Source organism: Halomonas sp. A40-4, from assembly GCF_015767635.1.
GTDB classification, from domain to species: domain Bacteria; phylum Pseudomonadota; class Gammaproteobacteria; order Pseudomonadales; family Halomonadaceae; genus Vreelandella; species Vreelandella janggokensis.
This window is the reverse complement of record NZ_CP065230.1, coordinates 2,700,049-2,716,019: the sequence shown is the minus strand read 5'-3', so window position 1 is coordinate 2,716,019 and position 15,971 is coordinate 2,700,049. Positions and strand designations below refer to the sequence as shown.

The 15,971-nt window shown below is 58.6% G+C and carries 12 protein-coding genes; 8 read left to right on the top strand and 4 right to left on the bottom strand.

Annotated features, from left to right (window positions below):
• Positions 1-28: 28 nt before the first annotated feature.
• Positions 29-1,363 carry a replication-associated recombination protein A gene (locus IT895_RS12845; protein ID WP_085917767.1) on the bottom strand — a complete coding sequence of 445 codons (1,335 nt, stop codon included), beginning with the start codon at positions 1,361-1,363 and terminating at the stop codon, positions 29-31.
• A gap of 111 nt (positions 1,364-1,474) precedes the next feature.
• Here IT895_RS12845 and IT895_RS12840 point away from each other — a divergent pair, with 111 nt between their 5' ends.
• From IT895_RS12840 to IT895_RS12820, 5 genes are all read left to right on the top strand, one after another.
• The gene (locus IT895_RS12840) at positions 1,475-2,020 is read left to right on the top strand and encodes a hemerythrin domain-containing protein (RefSeq protein WP_066318002.1); all 546 of its coding nucleotides are present in this window, start codon (positions 1,475-1,477) and stop codon (positions 2,018-2,020) included.
• A 135-nt stretch (positions 2,021-2,155) separates the two neighbouring features.
• Positions 2,156-2,989, top strand: coding sequence for a glutamate racemase (locus IT895_RS12835; protein WP_085917768.1), 834 nt, complete (start codon positions 2,156-2,158; stop codon positions 2,987-2,989).
• Between the two features lie 40 nt (positions 2,990-3,029).
• Entirely contained in the window at positions 3,030-4,142 is a 1,113-nt protein-coding gene (gene trmA / locus IT895_RS12830) for a tRNA (uridine(54)-C5)-methyltransferase TrmA (protein WP_199283670.1), read from the top strand.
• A 164-nt stretch (positions 4,143-4,306) separates the two neighbouring features.
• The gene (locus IT895_RS12825) at positions 4,307-9,130 is read left to right on the top strand and encodes an NAD-glutamate dehydrogenase (RefSeq protein WP_199283669.1); all 4,824 of its coding nucleotides are present in this window, start codon (positions 4,307-4,309) and stop codon (positions 9,128-9,130) included.
• Between the two features lie 102 nt (positions 9,131-9,232).
• Positions 9,233-10,258 carry a quinone-dependent dihydroorotate dehydrogenase gene (locus IT895_RS12820; protein WP_085917771.1) on the top strand — a complete coding sequence of 342 codons (1,026 nt, stop codon included), beginning with the start codon at positions 9,233-9,235 and terminating at the stop codon, positions 10,256-10,258.
• Between the two features lie 59 nt (positions 10,259-10,317).
• On the opposite strand, the gene rmf is transcribed toward IT895_RS12820, so the two are convergent.
• Positions 10,318-10,527, bottom strand: a complete 210-nt coding sequence (rmf, locus tag IT895_RS12815) for a ribosome modulation factor (RefSeq protein WP_066317995.1) — start codon at positions 10,525-10,527, stop codon at positions 10,318-10,320.
• Between the two features lie 366 nt (positions 10,528-10,893).
• Between rmf and rlmKL the strand changes: the two genes are divergently transcribed.
• Positions 10,894-13,086, top strand: coding sequence for a bifunctional 23S rRNA (guanine(2069)-N(7))-methyltransferase RlmK/23S rRNA (guanine(2445)-N(2))-methyltransferase RlmL (gene rlmKL, locus IT895_RS12810; RefSeq protein WP_199283668.1), 2,193 nt, complete (start codon positions 10,894-10,896; stop codon positions 13,084-13,086).
• Between the two features lie 19 nt (positions 13,087-13,105).
• Positions 13,106-13,438, top strand: coding sequence for a glutaredoxin family protein (locus tag IT895_RS12805; RefSeq protein ID WP_199283667.1), 333 nt, complete (start codon positions 13,106-13,108; stop codon positions 13,436-13,438).
• 21 nt (positions 13,439-13,459) lie between these two features.
• Here the strand turns inward: IT895_RS12805 and IT895_RS12800 are convergent, their stop codons facing one another.
• Complete coding sequence (locus tag IT895_RS12800; protein WP_085917774.1) at positions 13,460-13,741, bottom strand: hypothetical protein; 282 nt, start codon at positions 13,739-13,741, stop codon at positions 13,460-13,462.
• 96 nt (positions 13,742-13,837) lie between these two features.
• Here IT895_RS12800 and pdxB point away from each other — a divergent pair, with 96 nt between their 5' ends.
• Complete coding sequence (pdxB, locus tag IT895_RS12795) at positions 13,838-14,983, top strand: 4-phosphoerythronate dehydrogenase PdxB (protein ID WP_199283666.1); 1,146 nt, start codon at positions 13,838-13,840, stop codon at positions 14,981-14,983.
• An 80-nt stretch (positions 14,984-15,063) separates the two neighbouring features.
• Here pdxB and htpX read toward each other — a convergent pair whose 3' ends face one another.
• Positions 15,064-15,969 carry a protease HtpX gene (gene htpX, locus IT895_RS12790; protein WP_085917776.1) on the bottom strand — a complete coding sequence of 302 codons (906 nt, stop codon included), beginning with the start codon at positions 15,967-15,969 and terminating at the stop codon, positions 15,064-15,066.
• Positions 15,970-15,971: the final 2 nt, after the last annotated feature.

Sequence of the window (15,971 nt, the reverse complement as noted above, 5' to 3'; positions counted from 1 at the left end):
CCTCCATTGACTTCTGAACAGAGGCCGATCAGGCATCCGGTGCCTGATCAGCCTCTTTGTCTTGTGCGTCGCGCCAGGCCATGATCTCGGCAAAGCGCTTTTCCTGGCCGAATCCGCTGGGTTGGTAAAACGTCTGTCTGGGTAGCTCGTCCGGCCAGCAGTCGTGAGCACTGCCGGCCGGGTAGCCGTCTTTTTCATTGTGAGCGTAACGGTAGCCTTTGCCATGGCCGAGCTGCTCCATCAGCTTGGTGGGCGCATTTCGCAGGTAGGTCGGCACCTCAACCTGGGGCTGTTGGCGGACGAACTGCTGGGCTTTGTTCCAGGCCTGGTCAATGCGATTGCTTTTGGGTGCCACCGCGAGGTGTATGGCTGCGTGGGCGATCGCTCGCTGGCCTTCGTAGTCGCCCAGGCGTAGATAAGCATCCCAGGCGGCGATAACCAGTGGCAGCGCGCGAGGGTCGGCGTTGCCCACGTCCTCAGAGGCAATGGCGCTGAGCCTTCTCACCACATCAAGTGGATCGCCGCCGCCCTGAATGAAGCGCGCCATATACAGCAGAGCAGCATCGGGCCGCGATGAGCGCACCGATTTGTGGATCGCCGAGAGCAGGTCATAATAGGCGTCGCCCTGCTTGTCGAAGGCGCTGGCCTGATGGCCAATCACATCATTGAGTACACTTTCGGGAAGCCTTTCGCGGCCTGCCTCGTGCAGGGTGAAGTCGCAGGCGGTTTCCAGTAGGCCTAATGCGCGGCGGGCATCCCCGGCGCTGGCGTGGGCCAGGGCGGTCAAGACTGAAGGCTCCACCTCGATGGCGCGCTTACCCAACCCGCGCTCGGGGTCCTCCAGCGCCTGGCGCATCACGCTGATCAACTCGTCTTGGGTAAGCGATTTCAAGACGTAAACCCGTGCCCGGGAGAGCAGTGCCGAGTTGACCTCAAAGGACGGGTTTTCGGTCGTTGCACCAATCAGGGTCAAAAGCCCGGACTCCACGTGGGGAAGCAGGGCATCCTGCTGACTCTTGTTCAATCGGTGAATTTCATCTAAAAATAAAATCGTCGGTGAGTTGATCTGTTGGGCGCGATCGACAACCAGACGAATATCCTTCACACCTGCCATGACAGCGCTGAGCTGCTCAAGATGGGCATTTGACGCATGCGCGAGCAGTTCCGCCAGCGTGGTTTTTCCGACCCCCGGCGGTCCCCAAAGAATCATCGAGCGGACAACCCCCGACTCTGCCATGCGTCGAAGCGGTTTATCCGGGCCGACGAGGGCTTGCTGGCCGATAAAGTCTTTAAGCAGGCGCGGCCGCATCCGGTAGGCTAATGGGGCATCGTCGGCTGGGGTTTCGCGGCTGAAAAGATCCATGGAAGCTCCGTTTATCGCTGACCCATCTGTTGGGTTTGTTATCTTAAGGTGTATGGTAAAGCATGTCTGCTCAGACTACCTTTGGCGTAAGACGATAAAGGAGACGGCCCAATGTTAAACCAACTGCGTTCGGATCATGCCAACATGGCAAGGATGCTGCACGTCCTGCAGCTCAAGCAAAAGACGCTGGCTCAGGGCGAACGTCCCAACTTTCAACTCATGCGCGAGGTGGTGGATTACATCTTGTCCTATATGGACGGCTTTGCCGTGCCGTTGGAGCGGATCTGCGTCGAACGCCTGGGTAAGGTGGCGCCCGAATACTCGTCCCTCACCGAGAAAATGGCCGAGGATTATCGGCAACTGACGCCTCGTCTGCAGCAGCTATCCAATGATATCGATATGATTCTGATGGATAACGTGCTGCCGATGGATAGGTTTGCCGACGATTTGAAAGCCTACCTGGACGCCCATCGGGCCTACTTGCGTCACGAGCGTGAGGAGCTGTTTCCGTTAATCGACAAGCACTTCAGCGAAGATGACATGGAAGCGTTGCGCCAGTCGTTGCCGGCTGAGGCTCAACAATCGCTTGAGCGTCTGCAGTTGGCGTACCCGGAACTTTATGCCGAGCTGCGCGGCGCCGATGTGCCCAACGTGTAAGTTTGTCTATTGACCGGGCTGACGATGGCTTATCAGCTAGCGCGTGCGTGTTAAACTAAGCGCCTTGATGAAAGGCAGACTGGGTCAATAGGCAGGGGCGATAGTGGGCATAAGCATCGGTTGTAGCGTGAAAGGATGAGCCAGGGGCCTGTTCTTATATTTGATTCCGGCGTGGGCGGGCTTTCGGTAGCGGCAGCACTACGACAGCACTACCCCCACGCCGGTTTTTGTTATGCCTGCGACAACGCATGGCTGCCTTATGGCCTGCGTGACGACGCCACGCTTGCCGACCGCATTGTGGCCGTTTGTCTGGCGGCCGTGGCGGCCTGCCAGCCCAGCGTACTGGTCGTCGCCTGCAATACCGCCAGCACCCTGGCCCTTGAAAGGCTGCGCTGGCATTTGACGATTCCCGTAGTGGGTACGGTACCGGCGATCAAGCCGGCGGCGGCGCTCAGCCAGACCCGCCATATCGCGCTGCTGGCCACCAGGGCCACCGTCGGTCGTCCCTACACCCAGGCATTGATCGACCGCTTTGCCAGCGACTGCGTGGTGACCAGGGTCGCAGCAGATGCTCTGGTGAGCGAAGCCGAAGCTTGGCTGGCAGGTCATCCCCCCGATGAAGCGCGCCTCCAGGCAGCGATGGCGCCGCTCTGGCAGGCCGCTCAGCCAGATCTCACCGCGCCCGTCCCGCCTACGTCTGGGCCGCATGCCCCCGCGTTGGATACGATTGTGCTGGGCTGCACGCATTTCCCTCTCTTGAAACCCTGGTTGGTCGAGCTTGCCCCTGTGCCGCTCAACTGGGTCGATTCCGGCGATGCCATCGCCCGGCGCGTCGGCCAGGTGGCGGGGACGCTGTTAACGAGTGCGGCGGACGGACGTTGCTTTACCACGGCACCGGCCCCGCATTTAACGGATGGTCTGTCACGCTATGGTTTTCACCCCGCGCAGCCCTTAACCCTTGCGCCTTGATGTTCACAAATATTGTTTACGAATATAAAAAGGAGCCGCTTTGGCTATTCCCGACGTTGACCCCGAACGCTATGCCGAGCAACTCGCCGACAAGCAGGCCTATGTCGAACGCCTTTTTGCGTCCTTCGAGCCGCCGACCCTGGAGGTGTTTGCCTCGCCGCCCAGCCACTATCGCCAGCGCTGTGAGTTTCGTATCTGGCATGAGGGCGATGATCTTTTCTACGCCATGTTCGAAGTCACCCCGGGGAATCCCAAGAGCAAGCGCGTTATCCGGCTCGATCAGTTCCCGGTGGCCAGCGAGGCGATCAACCGGTTGATGCCGCGGTTACGCGACGCCTTTCTGGCAAGCGATGAGCTGCGCCGTCGACTGTTCCAGATCGAGTTTTTAACCACGCTCTCTGGCGAGGCGCTGGTGACGCTGATCTATCACCGTCCGCTGGGCGATGACTGGGAAGCCGAGGCACGCGCATTAGAGGCAGAACTGGGCATCATGATCATTGGTCGTTCGCGCAAGCAACGCCTTGTGCTTACCCAGGATCACGTCTGGGAGCGCCTGGAAGTGAAGGGCCGCACGCTGCATTACCAGCAGGTCGAGAACAGCTTTACCCAACCCAATGCGCATATCTGCCAGGCGATGCTGGGATGGGCCTGCGACGTGACAGCGGGGCGCGAGCAAGAGGATTTAGTCGAGCTATACTGCGGTAACGGTAACTTTACCATTGCCCTGGCAAAGAACTTCCGCCGCGTGCTGGCCACCGAAATCTCGCGCACCTCGGTGGCCAGTGCCAACGTCAATCTGGCTGCCAATGGCGTGACCAATGCTCAGGTGGCGCGGATGTCGGCTGAAGATTTCGCCCTGGCACTGAAAGGTGACAAAAGCGGCCGACGTGTAGCGGAAATGGCGCTAGACACATATGACTTCTCGACGGTGTTGGTGGACCCGCCACGGGCCGGGCTTGATGAGCAAAGTTGCCAGCAGATCAGCGAATACGCCCAAATCGTCTATATTTCATGCAACCCGGTAACACTTGCTGACAACCTGGCTCAGCTTATGCAAACCCACAAGATTGAACGCTTTGCGTTGTTTGACCAGTTTCCGTTTACCGACCATTGTGAATGTGGGGTATGGCTTACGCGGCGCTCATCACCATGATGATACCCATGCTGGTGATGCGTAAGTGGTATGCGCTATGAGCAACCGTGCAGGTGACTAGGGCGATGCCTGCGGGTAGCGTAAGCTAACTGGAATGATGGCCTAAAGGCCTATTGTCCTTCGTTTTTTTGGCCAGGTGATGGCCCCGGCAGTAGAGGTGATGGATGCATTACGTTGCGATTGAAGAAAGTCGGCAAGATTTGTTGAAGCAGCTACAGGAACGTCTGCACGATCGCTTGGAGCCGACCCGCGCCGAGGCCATTGATGCCTTCGCGCGTCACTTCTACGCGACGGTGCCCGTTGAAGACCTGATTGACCGTCGCCTGGATGACCTTTACGGGGCGACACTGTCGATTTGGCAATTCCTTCAGCACCACGATCCTCAAAGCCCCAAAGTGCGTGTGTTCAACCCCGATTTCGAAGAGCACGGCTGGCAGTCGACCCATACCTTTGTGGCGGTGCTTCACGAGGATATGCCGTTCCTGGTCGACTCGGTGCGGATCGAGCTCAATCGTCGCGGTTTAACGGTGCATGCCATTCAAAATGCGGTGTTAGCGGTGAGCCGTGATGCCCAGCATCAGTTGCAAGCGCTTGGTTCACCCCGCGATGCCCAGGCACCCGAGGCGCGCGAATCACTGGTGGTGATCGAAGTTGATCGCCACACCGACCCGGAACTGTTGGGCACAATCGAGCACAATCTTCACGAGGTGCTGCGCGATGTGCGTACCGCCGTGGGTGATTTTGATGCCATGTGCGAGCAAATTCGCAGTTCGATTCAGGAGATCGAGAAAAACTGCCCGCCGCAAATCGACCCTGACGACCATGAAGAGGCGATTGCCTTTCTGGAATGGCTGCTCAAGGATAACTTTACCTTTCTCGGCTACGATGAGTACCTGCTCGAAGATGGTGAGCTGACCCGGGATCCTGACAGCGTGCTGGGGGTTTTCCGTCTGGATCAACCCCGCTATTGCGAGCGGATCCGTACCGAAGAAGGTATCGGTGACGACGATAACTACGTGTTGGTGCCGCAGTTGCTGTCGTTTGCCAAGAGCGCTCATCACTCGCGGGTTCATCGCCCCACCTATCCCGATTACATCACTGTCGACCGTTACGACGACGACGGCAATGTCATTGGCGAGCGGCGTTTCTTCGGCCTGTTCACTGCCACGGTGTATAACGAGTCGCCGCGCAATATTCCCTTGCTGCGCCGCAAGCTCAAGGCCGTCATGGATATCGCCGGGTTCAACCCGCAGGGGCATAACGGCAAGCAGTTGCTTCAGGTGCTGGAAGTTTATCCCCGCGATGACCTGTTCCAGATGAACACCGAGGCGCTGGCCAGTACGGCGTTGGGCATTCTGGATATTCGCGAACGCCGTCAGGTGCGGCTGTTCATACGCGCCGATGTCAGCGGCAAGTTCTATTCGTGCCTGGTCTTCGTGCCGCGGGACGTGTTTTCCACTGATTTGCGTCAACGCATTCAACATCTGCTCTGCGACGAGTTGGACGCCCGCTTCGGCGACTTCAACACGTACCTGTCGGAGTCGGTACTCGCGCGTATCCAACTGATTTTGCGCTTCAATGGTGATGCACCCAGCCAATACGACCTGAAACGCCTGGAAAATAAAGTTGCGCGCCTGGCACGCAGCTGGCGCGATGATTTGCAGGCGGCGATGATCGAGGGGTTCGGCGAAGAGCAAGCCAATAACCTCATGGAACAATTCCAAGAGGCGTTTTCTGCCAGCTATCGCGAAGACTTTACCGCGCGTACGGCGGTCTTCGACGTCCAGCATCTGCTGACGCTGGATAGCGAAAACGACCTGGCGCTTTCTCTCTACCGGCCGTTGGAAGAGCAGAGCGGTGGCGTGAATTTGAAGCTGTTCCATCGGGCGTCGCAGATTCCGCTGTCGGATGTGCTGCCGATGATGGAAAACCTTGGCCTGCGGGTCATTGGTGAACGTCCCTATGATATCAACAGCCCTCAGCAGCGCTACTGGATCCACGATTTTGAGCTGGAGCACAGCGGCGCCGAAATGAGCCTGTCGGAAATGCGCGAAACGTTCAGCGAAGCGTTCAAGCGCATTTGGGTGGGCGAAGCCGATAACGACGCATTCAACCGCTTGATCATCGGTGCAGGCCTGGACTGGCGGGAAGTGGCCATGCTCCGGGGCTATGCCCGTTATCTGAAGCAGATTCGCTTTGGCATGTCCCAGGATTATATCGCCACCACGCTGGCAAACTATCCCGTGATTACCCAGACGCTGGTCGAGCTTTTCCAGCAGCGCTTCGACCCAGGTCTGGATGAGCACGACACCAGCGACTGCATAGCGCGTATCAATGAGCACCTTGAGGCGGTTGCCAGTCTTAATGACGATCAACTGCTGCGCCGCTTCATGGAGCTTATCCAGGCGACGTTGCGCACCAACTACTACCAGCAAACCGAGAATGGCCGAGCCAAGGACTACATTGCCTACAAGCTTGAGCCTTCCAAGGTCACCGGGATGCCCAAGCCGCGCCCGATGTTTGAGATCTTTGTTTGCTCGCCACGGGTCGAGGGGGTGCACCTGCGCGGCGGCAAGGTGGCCCGGGGCGGGCTGCGTTGGTCCGACCGTCACGAAGATTTCCGCACTGAAGTGCTCGGGCTTGTGAAAGCACAGCAGGTCAAAAACGCCGTGATCGTGCCTGTCGGCGCGAAAGGCGGCTTCGTCTGCAAGCGGATGCCGGAGAATGCCGACCGCGAGACCCAGCAAAAAGAAGGCATTGCCTGCTATCAGCTGTTTATCCGTGCGTTGCTGGATGTCACCGATAATCTTGTGATGGGCGATGTCGTGCCACCACAACACGTGGTTCGCCACGATGAAGATGACGCTTACCTGGTGGTTGCCGCGGATAAGGGCACGGCAACCTTTTCGGATATTGCCAACGAAATCTCGCTTGAATACGGCCACTGGCTGGGAGATGCCTTCGCGTCTGGCGGTGCCAACGGCTATGATCACAAGAAAATGGGGATCACTGCACGCGGGGCCTGGGAATCGGTCAAGCGTCACTTTAAGAACCTGGATATCGACACCCAGCGTGATGAGTTCAGTGTGATCGGCATCGGTGACATGGCAGGCGATGTGTTTGGCAACGGTATGCTGTTGTCCGAGACGATCCAGCTGGTGGGGGCTTTCAACCATCTGCACATTTTTGTCGATCCCACACCGGACCCGGCCGCTACCTTTGCCGAACGCCAGCGCTTGTTCAAACTGCCACGTTCCAGTTGGGAAGATTACGATCAGACGTTGATCTCCCAGGGTGGCGGCATTTTCAGCCGTAGCGCGAAATCGATCGTCATTACCCCTGAAATGCAGGCGGTGTTTGGCATTGAAGAGACGCGGCTGTCACCCAACGAGTTGATCCGCGCCATGCTGGTCGCCAAGGTCGACTTGATCTGGAACGGTGGCATCGGTACCTACGTGAAAGGCTCCGAAGAAACCGACGCAGAGGTGGGTGATAAAGCCAACGATTCGCTGCGCATCAACGGCAACGACCTTAACTGTCGTGTGGTCGGCGAAGGCGGTAACCTTGGCCTGACGCAACTGGGCCGCATGGAAGCGGCTGCCAAAGGGGTGCGGGTTTATACCGACTTTATCGATAACGCCGGGGGCGTTAACTGCTCCGACCACGAAGTGAATATCAAGATACTGATTGATGAAGTGGTCAAACGCGGTGACATGACCGACAAGCAGCGCAATCAGTTGCTGGCCGAGATGACCGATGAGGTGTCCGATCTGGTCATTCTGGATAACTACCGTCAGACCCAGGCGCTGGATCTTTCGGCGATTCTTTCCCAACAGGGCATGGGTCCTTACCGGCGCTTTATCAGCGAACTTGAGTCGGCGGGGCAGATTGATCGGGAACTTGAATTCCTGCCCACCGACGACGTCTTGAAAGAACGTTCAAGCCAGCAGCAGGGGATGCGCCTGCCGGAACTTTCGGTGTTGATCTCTTACGCCAAGAGCACGCTGAAAGGCGACCTGATCGCCTCAGAGGTGCCCGATGACCCGTATATTCACCATCACCTCGAGCGCCTGTTCCCGGCGGTGCTGACCGAACGCTATCGGTCGGAAATGTATGACCACCGTCTGAAGCGTGAAATCGTCGCCACCCAGGTGGCCAACGATCTTGTCGATCACATGGGGGTTGTGTTCGTACGCCGGCTGATGGATTCAACGGGCGCTGGCCGAGCGGACATCGCGCGGGCTTATGTGGTTGCCCGGGACAGCTTTAATCTGCCTTCCCTGTGGGCCCAGTTGGAAGCGCTGGATAATCAGGTACCCAATCGCGTTCAGTACGCGATGATGCTGGATGTGATGCGCATGATCCGCCGCGCGACGCGCTGGTTCCTGCGCCAGCATATGGGGCTCTCGACCCAGGACACCATCGAGTACTTCCGGCCGCGGCTGACGCAACTCCAGGAAGGAATTGGTGAGCTGTTAAGCGGTGAAGAGCAGGCGGCATGGCAGCAACGCTATGCAGAGTTGCAGTCAGCGGGCGTGCCGGATGCGTTAGCCTCAACCGTAGCAGCGGCCCCCAGCCTGTATGCGGGGCTGGGTATTATCCAGGCGGCCCGGGCCACTAATGAGAAACCTCAACGGGTCGCCGAGGTGTACTACGAGATTGGTAGCCGTCTGGAGCTTCCCTGGATGATTCAGCAGGTTACCCAGCTTGATGTGCGTGATGCCTGGCAGGCCCAGGCGCGGGAAACCTTCCGTGATGATATTGACCGCCAGCAGTTGGCGCTGACCACCAGTGTGCTCAAGCTGGAAGCGGGCAGTCGCGAGACCCAGGAGCGAGTTGCCCAGTGGCTGGAACAGCACGCGGGTCTGCACAACCGCTGGTGTCGCTTGATCGACGAGGTGCGTAGCGGTAGCGAAGGCGGTTTTGCGCTGTTCGCGGTGGCTATTCGTGAACTGGTCGATCTCGCTGAAAGCGATAGCGAAAGCTAGTTCGACGCTTTCACCGATGTATCAAGCGCGCCCACTCGGGCGCGCTTTTTTAGGTTATAATGACGCCCGTTTTAAAGCCTTCCTCGTTTCAAGAGACTTTCCATGTACGCCCTTGCCCGTTCGCTGTTCTTCCGCATCGACCCCGAGACCTCCCACGGTATGGCGCTGGGCGCTCTGGATGCCCTGCACCGCGTAGGCGGCGTTAAACGGTTGATGGGCCCGCCCGTTGATGACCCTGTCGAGTTGATGGGGCTGCGTTTTGCCAACCGGGTGGGCCTGGCAGCGGGGTTGGACAAGAACGCCGATCACCTCGATGCCCTGGGAGAGATTGGCTTCGGGTTTATAGAAGTCGGCACCGTCACCCCGCAGGCCCAGCCGGGTAACCCCAAGCCCCGCCTGTTTCGTCTTGCCGGGCACGAAGCCATCATCAACCGATTCGGGTTTAACAACCGGGGCGTTGCGCATCTGGTCGCGCAAGTAAAGCAGCGTCACTATGGCGGTATCGTGGGCATTAATATCGGCAAAAACCTGACCACGTCGGTTGACGATGCGTTGGGTGACTACCTGGCCTGCCTGGAAGCGGTTCATGGGGTGGCGGATTATGTGACCGTGAATATTTCTTCACCCAACACACCAGGACTGCGTACGCTGCAGTTTGGCGCTCAGTTGGATGCGCTTTTGGGCCCCATCCGGGCGCGCAGTCAGGCTCTGGACGAGCAGGAAGGTCGACAGGTGCCATTGCTGGTAAAAATTGCCCCGGACATGACTGACGAAGAAGTGGCATTGGTGGCAGCTAGTATCGAGCGCAACGCCTTTGACGGGGTGATTGCCACCAATACCACCATCTCACGGGAAATGGTGGCGGGTGACCCCCAGGCTGACGAAGCAGGTGGACTTTCGGGCAAGCCGGTGTTTGAAGCCTCGAACCGTATCATCCGTTTGCTGCGCGCCCACTTGCCAGATATGCCGATTATCGGCGTCGGCGGTATCGACAGCGGCGAGGCCGCCAGAACCAAGCGTGACGCCGGCGCGGACTTGGTGCAGCTGTATTCCGGACTGATTTATCGTGGCCCCAGGCTTGTCAGCGAGTGTGCCGAAGCACTACAAAACGATAAAAAGCCCGCTTGATGGAGCGGGCTTGAGGGGTATTCAGTAAAACGATGTATAGAGATTAGGGTTGTTAAGGGTTAGGTCATAACAGTGGGGTTTTTATGGATACCGGAAACGCCGGTCATGCCATCCCACTGGTCGCCGCGACCTTCACGCCAACCGCTCATCCAGTATTCGCGTAAATTTACCTCTTGACTGGGGCAATCATCACGGGAGCGACCCGTAACGCCCGCTTTGTAGCCGTGTACATAAGCCCGCTGGAAGCGATCACGTTTTTGTCGTTTCATTGGCTAACCTCTTTGTATGAAAGCCTTTGAGATGAAATAACGGGGAATGACGAGATAGAAAACCCAACTCTATGTCGCGCCCCATCATTTCGAGAGCTAACTTCAAGAGTGAACTGCCGTTTGGGCGAAGTGGTCTAGCACTCACGTGCTGAACCCACCGGGCGGCTCGCTCGTCAACGCCATAGGTCCTTGAGACGACTCCTTGAGACAATCTTCAAGACCCTGGCAGGCAACGCATGCGTTTTCAGTAGCTACTCTCTTATTGTTAGACCATGATGGGGTCACTTGTCGACCATCAAATTGTCATAAGACGTAAACTCATTTGCAATATATAGGAATATCGCGCGGTTACGCGCAGCCATTACCATGACCGAGTCGAGCCAAATTGCCCCCCTAGAGCTGCTGGCAACGTGCCCCAAGGGTATCGAAAGCCTGCTTGCCGACGAACTGACTGCGTTAGGCGCCACCCCAGGTAAAACCACCGTGGCAGGCGTGTACTTTGCTGCCGATCAGTCCACGGCCTACCGTGTTTGCCTGTGGTCGCGGCTGGCAAATCGCATCATCCTGATCCTGGCTCGCGAGCCGATGATCGAAACCGCCGACCAGTTACGCACTGTGGTGGCGGGTATCGACTGGACGCGGCACCTGGCCCCGGGGCGGACGATGGCGGTGGATTTCCACGGCCGCAGCGACCACATTCGCCACACCCGCTTTGGCGCCCAGACCGTCAAGGACGGCGTGGTGGACGCACTGCAGCTGGCCGGCCAGGAGCGCCCCACGGTGGATACCAAGGCCCCGCATCTGCGCCTTTATGCCCATCTGCACCGGGCCAATGCGACGCTGGGAATCGATTTATCCGGAGAAAGCCTGCATCGTCGTGGCTACCGGCGCGATGTGGGGCACGCACCGTTGAAAGAGAATCTTGCAGCGGCATTGCTGGTGCGTGCCGGTTGGCCCGAACGCGCCAAAGCGGGTGAACCGTTGATGGATCCACTGTGCGGCGCGGGCACGCTGTTGATTGAGGCCGGCCTGATGGCGGCCGACCAGGCACCCAACCTGCACCGCGAACGTTTCGGATTTCACGGCTGGTCTGGTCACGATGAAACCGAGTGGCGAGAGCTTAAGCGAGAAGCTGACGCTCGGGCGTCGATTGGTCGCAAACGTTGTAAAACGTCATTGACCGGCTTTGATGAAAGCCCGGCGGCACTGTCGGCTGCCAAGGCCAACGCCATGCGCGCGGGTATTCCCGCTCTGATCCACCTGCACGGCCAACGCCTCGGTCAGCTGACGCGGCCTGCCGAGTTGACTGCCGAACAGGGGTTAATGATTACCAACCCGCCCTACGGCGAGCGTCTGGGCGAGCTGCCCGAACTGGTTCAGCTGTATGCTCAACTGGGTGAAAAGGCCAAGGCGTTGTTTCCTGGCTGGACCCTTGCCGTGTTTACCGGTAATCCGGATTTGGGGCATCGGCTTGGCCTGCGGGCACACAAACAGTACGCGCTGAAAAACGGCGCCCTGGATGCCAAGCTGTTGTTGATGACCATTGACCCCAAGACCAGCCGGGTAGAAGAGGGTGACAGTGCACCATCGACGGTTGCGCAGGCCGCACCCAAAGGGTCCGAGAACGCCCAGATGTTTGCCAACCGGCTGGTCAAAAACCAGAAGCGCCTGAAAAAGTGGCTCAAGCAAAGCGGTGAGACCTGCTACCGGCTTTACGATGCGGATATGCCCGAGTATGCCCTGGCGGTCGATCGCTATGGTGACCATGTGCACGTCCAGGAGTACGCTGCGCCGCGTTCGGTGGATCCTGCCCAGGCACAAAAGCGCCTGTTCGATGCGCTGGAGGTCATGCCCGACGCACTGGGTGTTGACCCCAGCAAGATCCATGTTAAACGCCGTGAGCGGCAAACCGGCAATGCCCAGTATCAAAAACGTGATGCCAGCGGCGAGCGTTTCGAGGTGCGCGAAGGCAATGCACGGATATGGGTCAATCTGCGCGATTACCTGGATACCGGGCTGTTTCTTGACCACCGGCCCGTAAGGCGCATGCTGGGCGAGATGGCCAGCGGCAAGCGTTTTCTGAATCTGTTCTGCTATACCGCGAGCGCCACTGTGCAGGCGGCACTTGGCGGCGCGAGCGACAGCGTCAGCGTGGATATGTCCAATACCTATCTTGAGTGGGCGCGGGACAACTTCACGCTCAACAAGCTCGACCCCAGACTGCACCGAGTGGTGCGCGATGACTGCTTCCGCTGGCTGGAAACCGCCAACGCCGAGTTCGATCTGATTTTCATGGACCCGCCGACGTTCTCCAACTCGAAGAAGATGCGCGATACGCTGGACGTTCAGCGTGATCATCCGCGCTTGGTAGAATTGGCCATGGCGCGACTGGCGCCGGGCGGAGTGCTGGTGTTCTCCAATAACCAGCGGCGTTTCAAGCTGGATGAGTCGCTTGGCGAGCGCTACGTGGTCGAGGATATGACCGCGCGCAGTTTTGACCCGGATTTTCAGCGGCGCAGCAATGCACATCAGGTGTTTCTATTACGCCACCGCGAGTAACGTCATTCAGGTCTGCAACATGATTCGGCTAACGCTATATACCACACAGGGCTGCCACCTTTGCGCTGAACTGGAGGCGCAGGTGGCAGCGCTAACCCGGCAGCCCATTGCGTGGCAGCGGATAGAGGTGGCTGATGATGAAACACTGCTGGCATATTACGGCGAGCGAATTCCCGTGTTGGCGGACGACGCGGGAAACGAGCTGGAAGCTGGGTATGTGCTTGAGCGACTATGCGACTGGCTGCGGGCGCGTGGCTGGCTTGATGAATCAGCCATCAGCGATGGGACGAAGCCCGAGGCCCTAGCGCCGAAAGGCAGGCACCAGCGCGACGGGCGGCGTTATCTGGGGTGAGGCGTTAAGCATATCGGGGTGTTAGATCGTGTCCAGCAGTGAAAGCTGGCGCATGGCTTCCTGGCCTTCGGGAGAGTTGTCAGCCACTTCGAGTACCTTGCGAAACCCGCGTGAGGCCTGGATGGTGGTTTCATCTTCCAGCCACATATGGGCCTGGGCCAGGGTGTCGGCCAACTGATGCTTCAGGCCACCAAACTGAGTGCCGATCTGTCCCCAGGCGCGGCTGAATATCCAGTCACCCAGCATGTCCTGATGAATATGCACCAGCACGTAGTCATGGTCGGTTTCCCAGCGTACGATCAAAACATTCTCCTTGGCATTCTCTGTAACGCCTCCTTAAACCTGCCTGCAGCAAACGTCGTTGCGGGCGTATTGTAAAGCCCGGATAAGCAAACGCCTATGAAAGTTGTTATCGACGCCAATATCCCAGCCGCCGACGCTTGCTTTGGGGCCTTCGGCATGCTTGCGCGCGTGCCCGGTCGCGAGATCAGCGCTGCCGACGTGGCTGATGCCGATGCGTTGATTGTCCGCTCGGTGACTCAGGTGAATCAGGCACTACTTGCCAATAGCCGCGTCGGGTTTGTCGGCACTTGTACCATCGGCACCGACCATATCGATCAGGCCTTTCTGAACGAGCAAGGTATCGGCTTTGCCAGCGCGCCTGGCTGCAACGCCGAGGCGGTTGTCGATTATGTCCTCAGCAGCTTGCTGACGATTGCGGAGCGTGAGGGCTGGGCACTGAGTGAGCGCAGCGTTGGTGTAGTGGGCGTGGGTAATGTGGGCAGCCGACTGCTCGCACGGTTGAAAGCACTGGGAATATCGGTGCTGGCCTGCGATCCACCCAGGGCCGAGGAGGAAGGTGCCCATGGCTTTTCTGATATCGACGAACTCATCGCCCGCTGTGATGTGCTCTGTCTGCATACGCCGCTGGTGGCATCCGGCCCCCATGCCACCCATCATCTGCTCAACGCACAGCGAATCAATGAGCTGGCACCGGGCAGCGTGCTGTTGAACGCCGGGCGGGGGGATTGTGTGGATGGTCTGGCGCTACGCAGCCGGCTGGCGGGCCAGGGCGATATCATCGCCGTGCTCGATGTATGGGAGCAGGAGCCTGCCATCGATGCGAATCTGCACGATCTAGCGACCCTGGCGACGCCCCATGTTGCTGGCCACAGCCTGGAAGGCAAGCTGCGCGGTAGTTGGATGATCCACCAGGCGTTGGCGGCCCATCTGGGTCAGTCGAGCTCGTTGGGGTTTGACGAACTCTGCCCGCCGCCAGCGCTTGAGAGTCTGACGCTCGAGCAGGCGCTGCCGGTGGAGGATGCGCTCAGGCTGTGCGTTCGGGCGGTATATGATACGCGCCGCGATCACGACACCCTTCAGCGCCAAGTGCACCAGTTGGGGGTGGCAAAAGGCTTTGACCATTGCCGCACCCACTACCCGCTGCGCCGCGAGCTTGCCACGCTCGAAGTGCGGCTGAAAGGCGCTGCCCACGAGTTGTTTGAGCCACTCGGCGCTGCGGGGTTCCGGGTAAGCGTTGCATAAAAAACATCATCATAGATGCTGTCTGTCAACGCAAAGAGGCCCGCTCAAAGCGGGCCTCTCAGGTGTCCTACCTTGACTGTTTACTGACGATAAGCGGCTTCTTTAAGCGCGCGAATACGATCATCCAGCGGCGGGTGGCTGGCAAACAGTTTCTCGACCAGCGAACGTGTCTGGCCTTTAGTGATGGCCATGGCACGCAGGGTATCGGGCATCTGGTCGGGCATTTCGGTTTCGCCTTTCAGGCGGGCCAAGGCATTGACCATGGCGCTGGTTCCTGCGAGGCGTGCGCCTGCTTCGTCGGCACGGTATTCACGAAAGCGCGAGAACCACGCCACGATGGCCGAGGCCGCGATACCGAAGATGATTTCAGCGACCATCACGACAGCGAAATAGCCCATAAAGCCCAGGCCGCCCTCACCATCGCTGCGACTTTTCAGGAAGCCGTCGATGAGATGGGCCACGACGCGGGCAAAGAACATTACAAAGGTATTCACGACCCCCTGAATCAGGGCCAGAGTGACCATGTCGCCGTTGGCAACGTGACCGATCTCATGGGCCAGCACAGCGCGGACTTCATCCGGGCGCATGCGATTTAAAAGCCCGGCGGAAACCGCTACCAGGGCGTCGTCTTTTTTCCAGCCCGTCGCAAAGGCATTGGACTGTTGTGCCGGGAAGATACCCACTTCGGGCGTCTTGATGCCAGCCTCGCGGGCCAGTTCGGCGACGGTGTCGACCAGCCACCTTTCAGTGTCGTTCGACGGGTTTTCAATAATCACCGTACCGGTACTGCGCTTGGCCATCCACTTTGAGATGAACAGCGAGATCATTGATCCCGCCATGCCGAAGATAAAGCAGAAAATCAGCAAGCCGGTGAAGTTGATGCCCTGGGCGTTGAGGTAGCTTTCCACCCCAAGCAGTCGTAATGTCAGGCTGGCGACCAACAACACCGCTATGTTGGTACCTAAAAACAGCAAAATGCGCATCATGT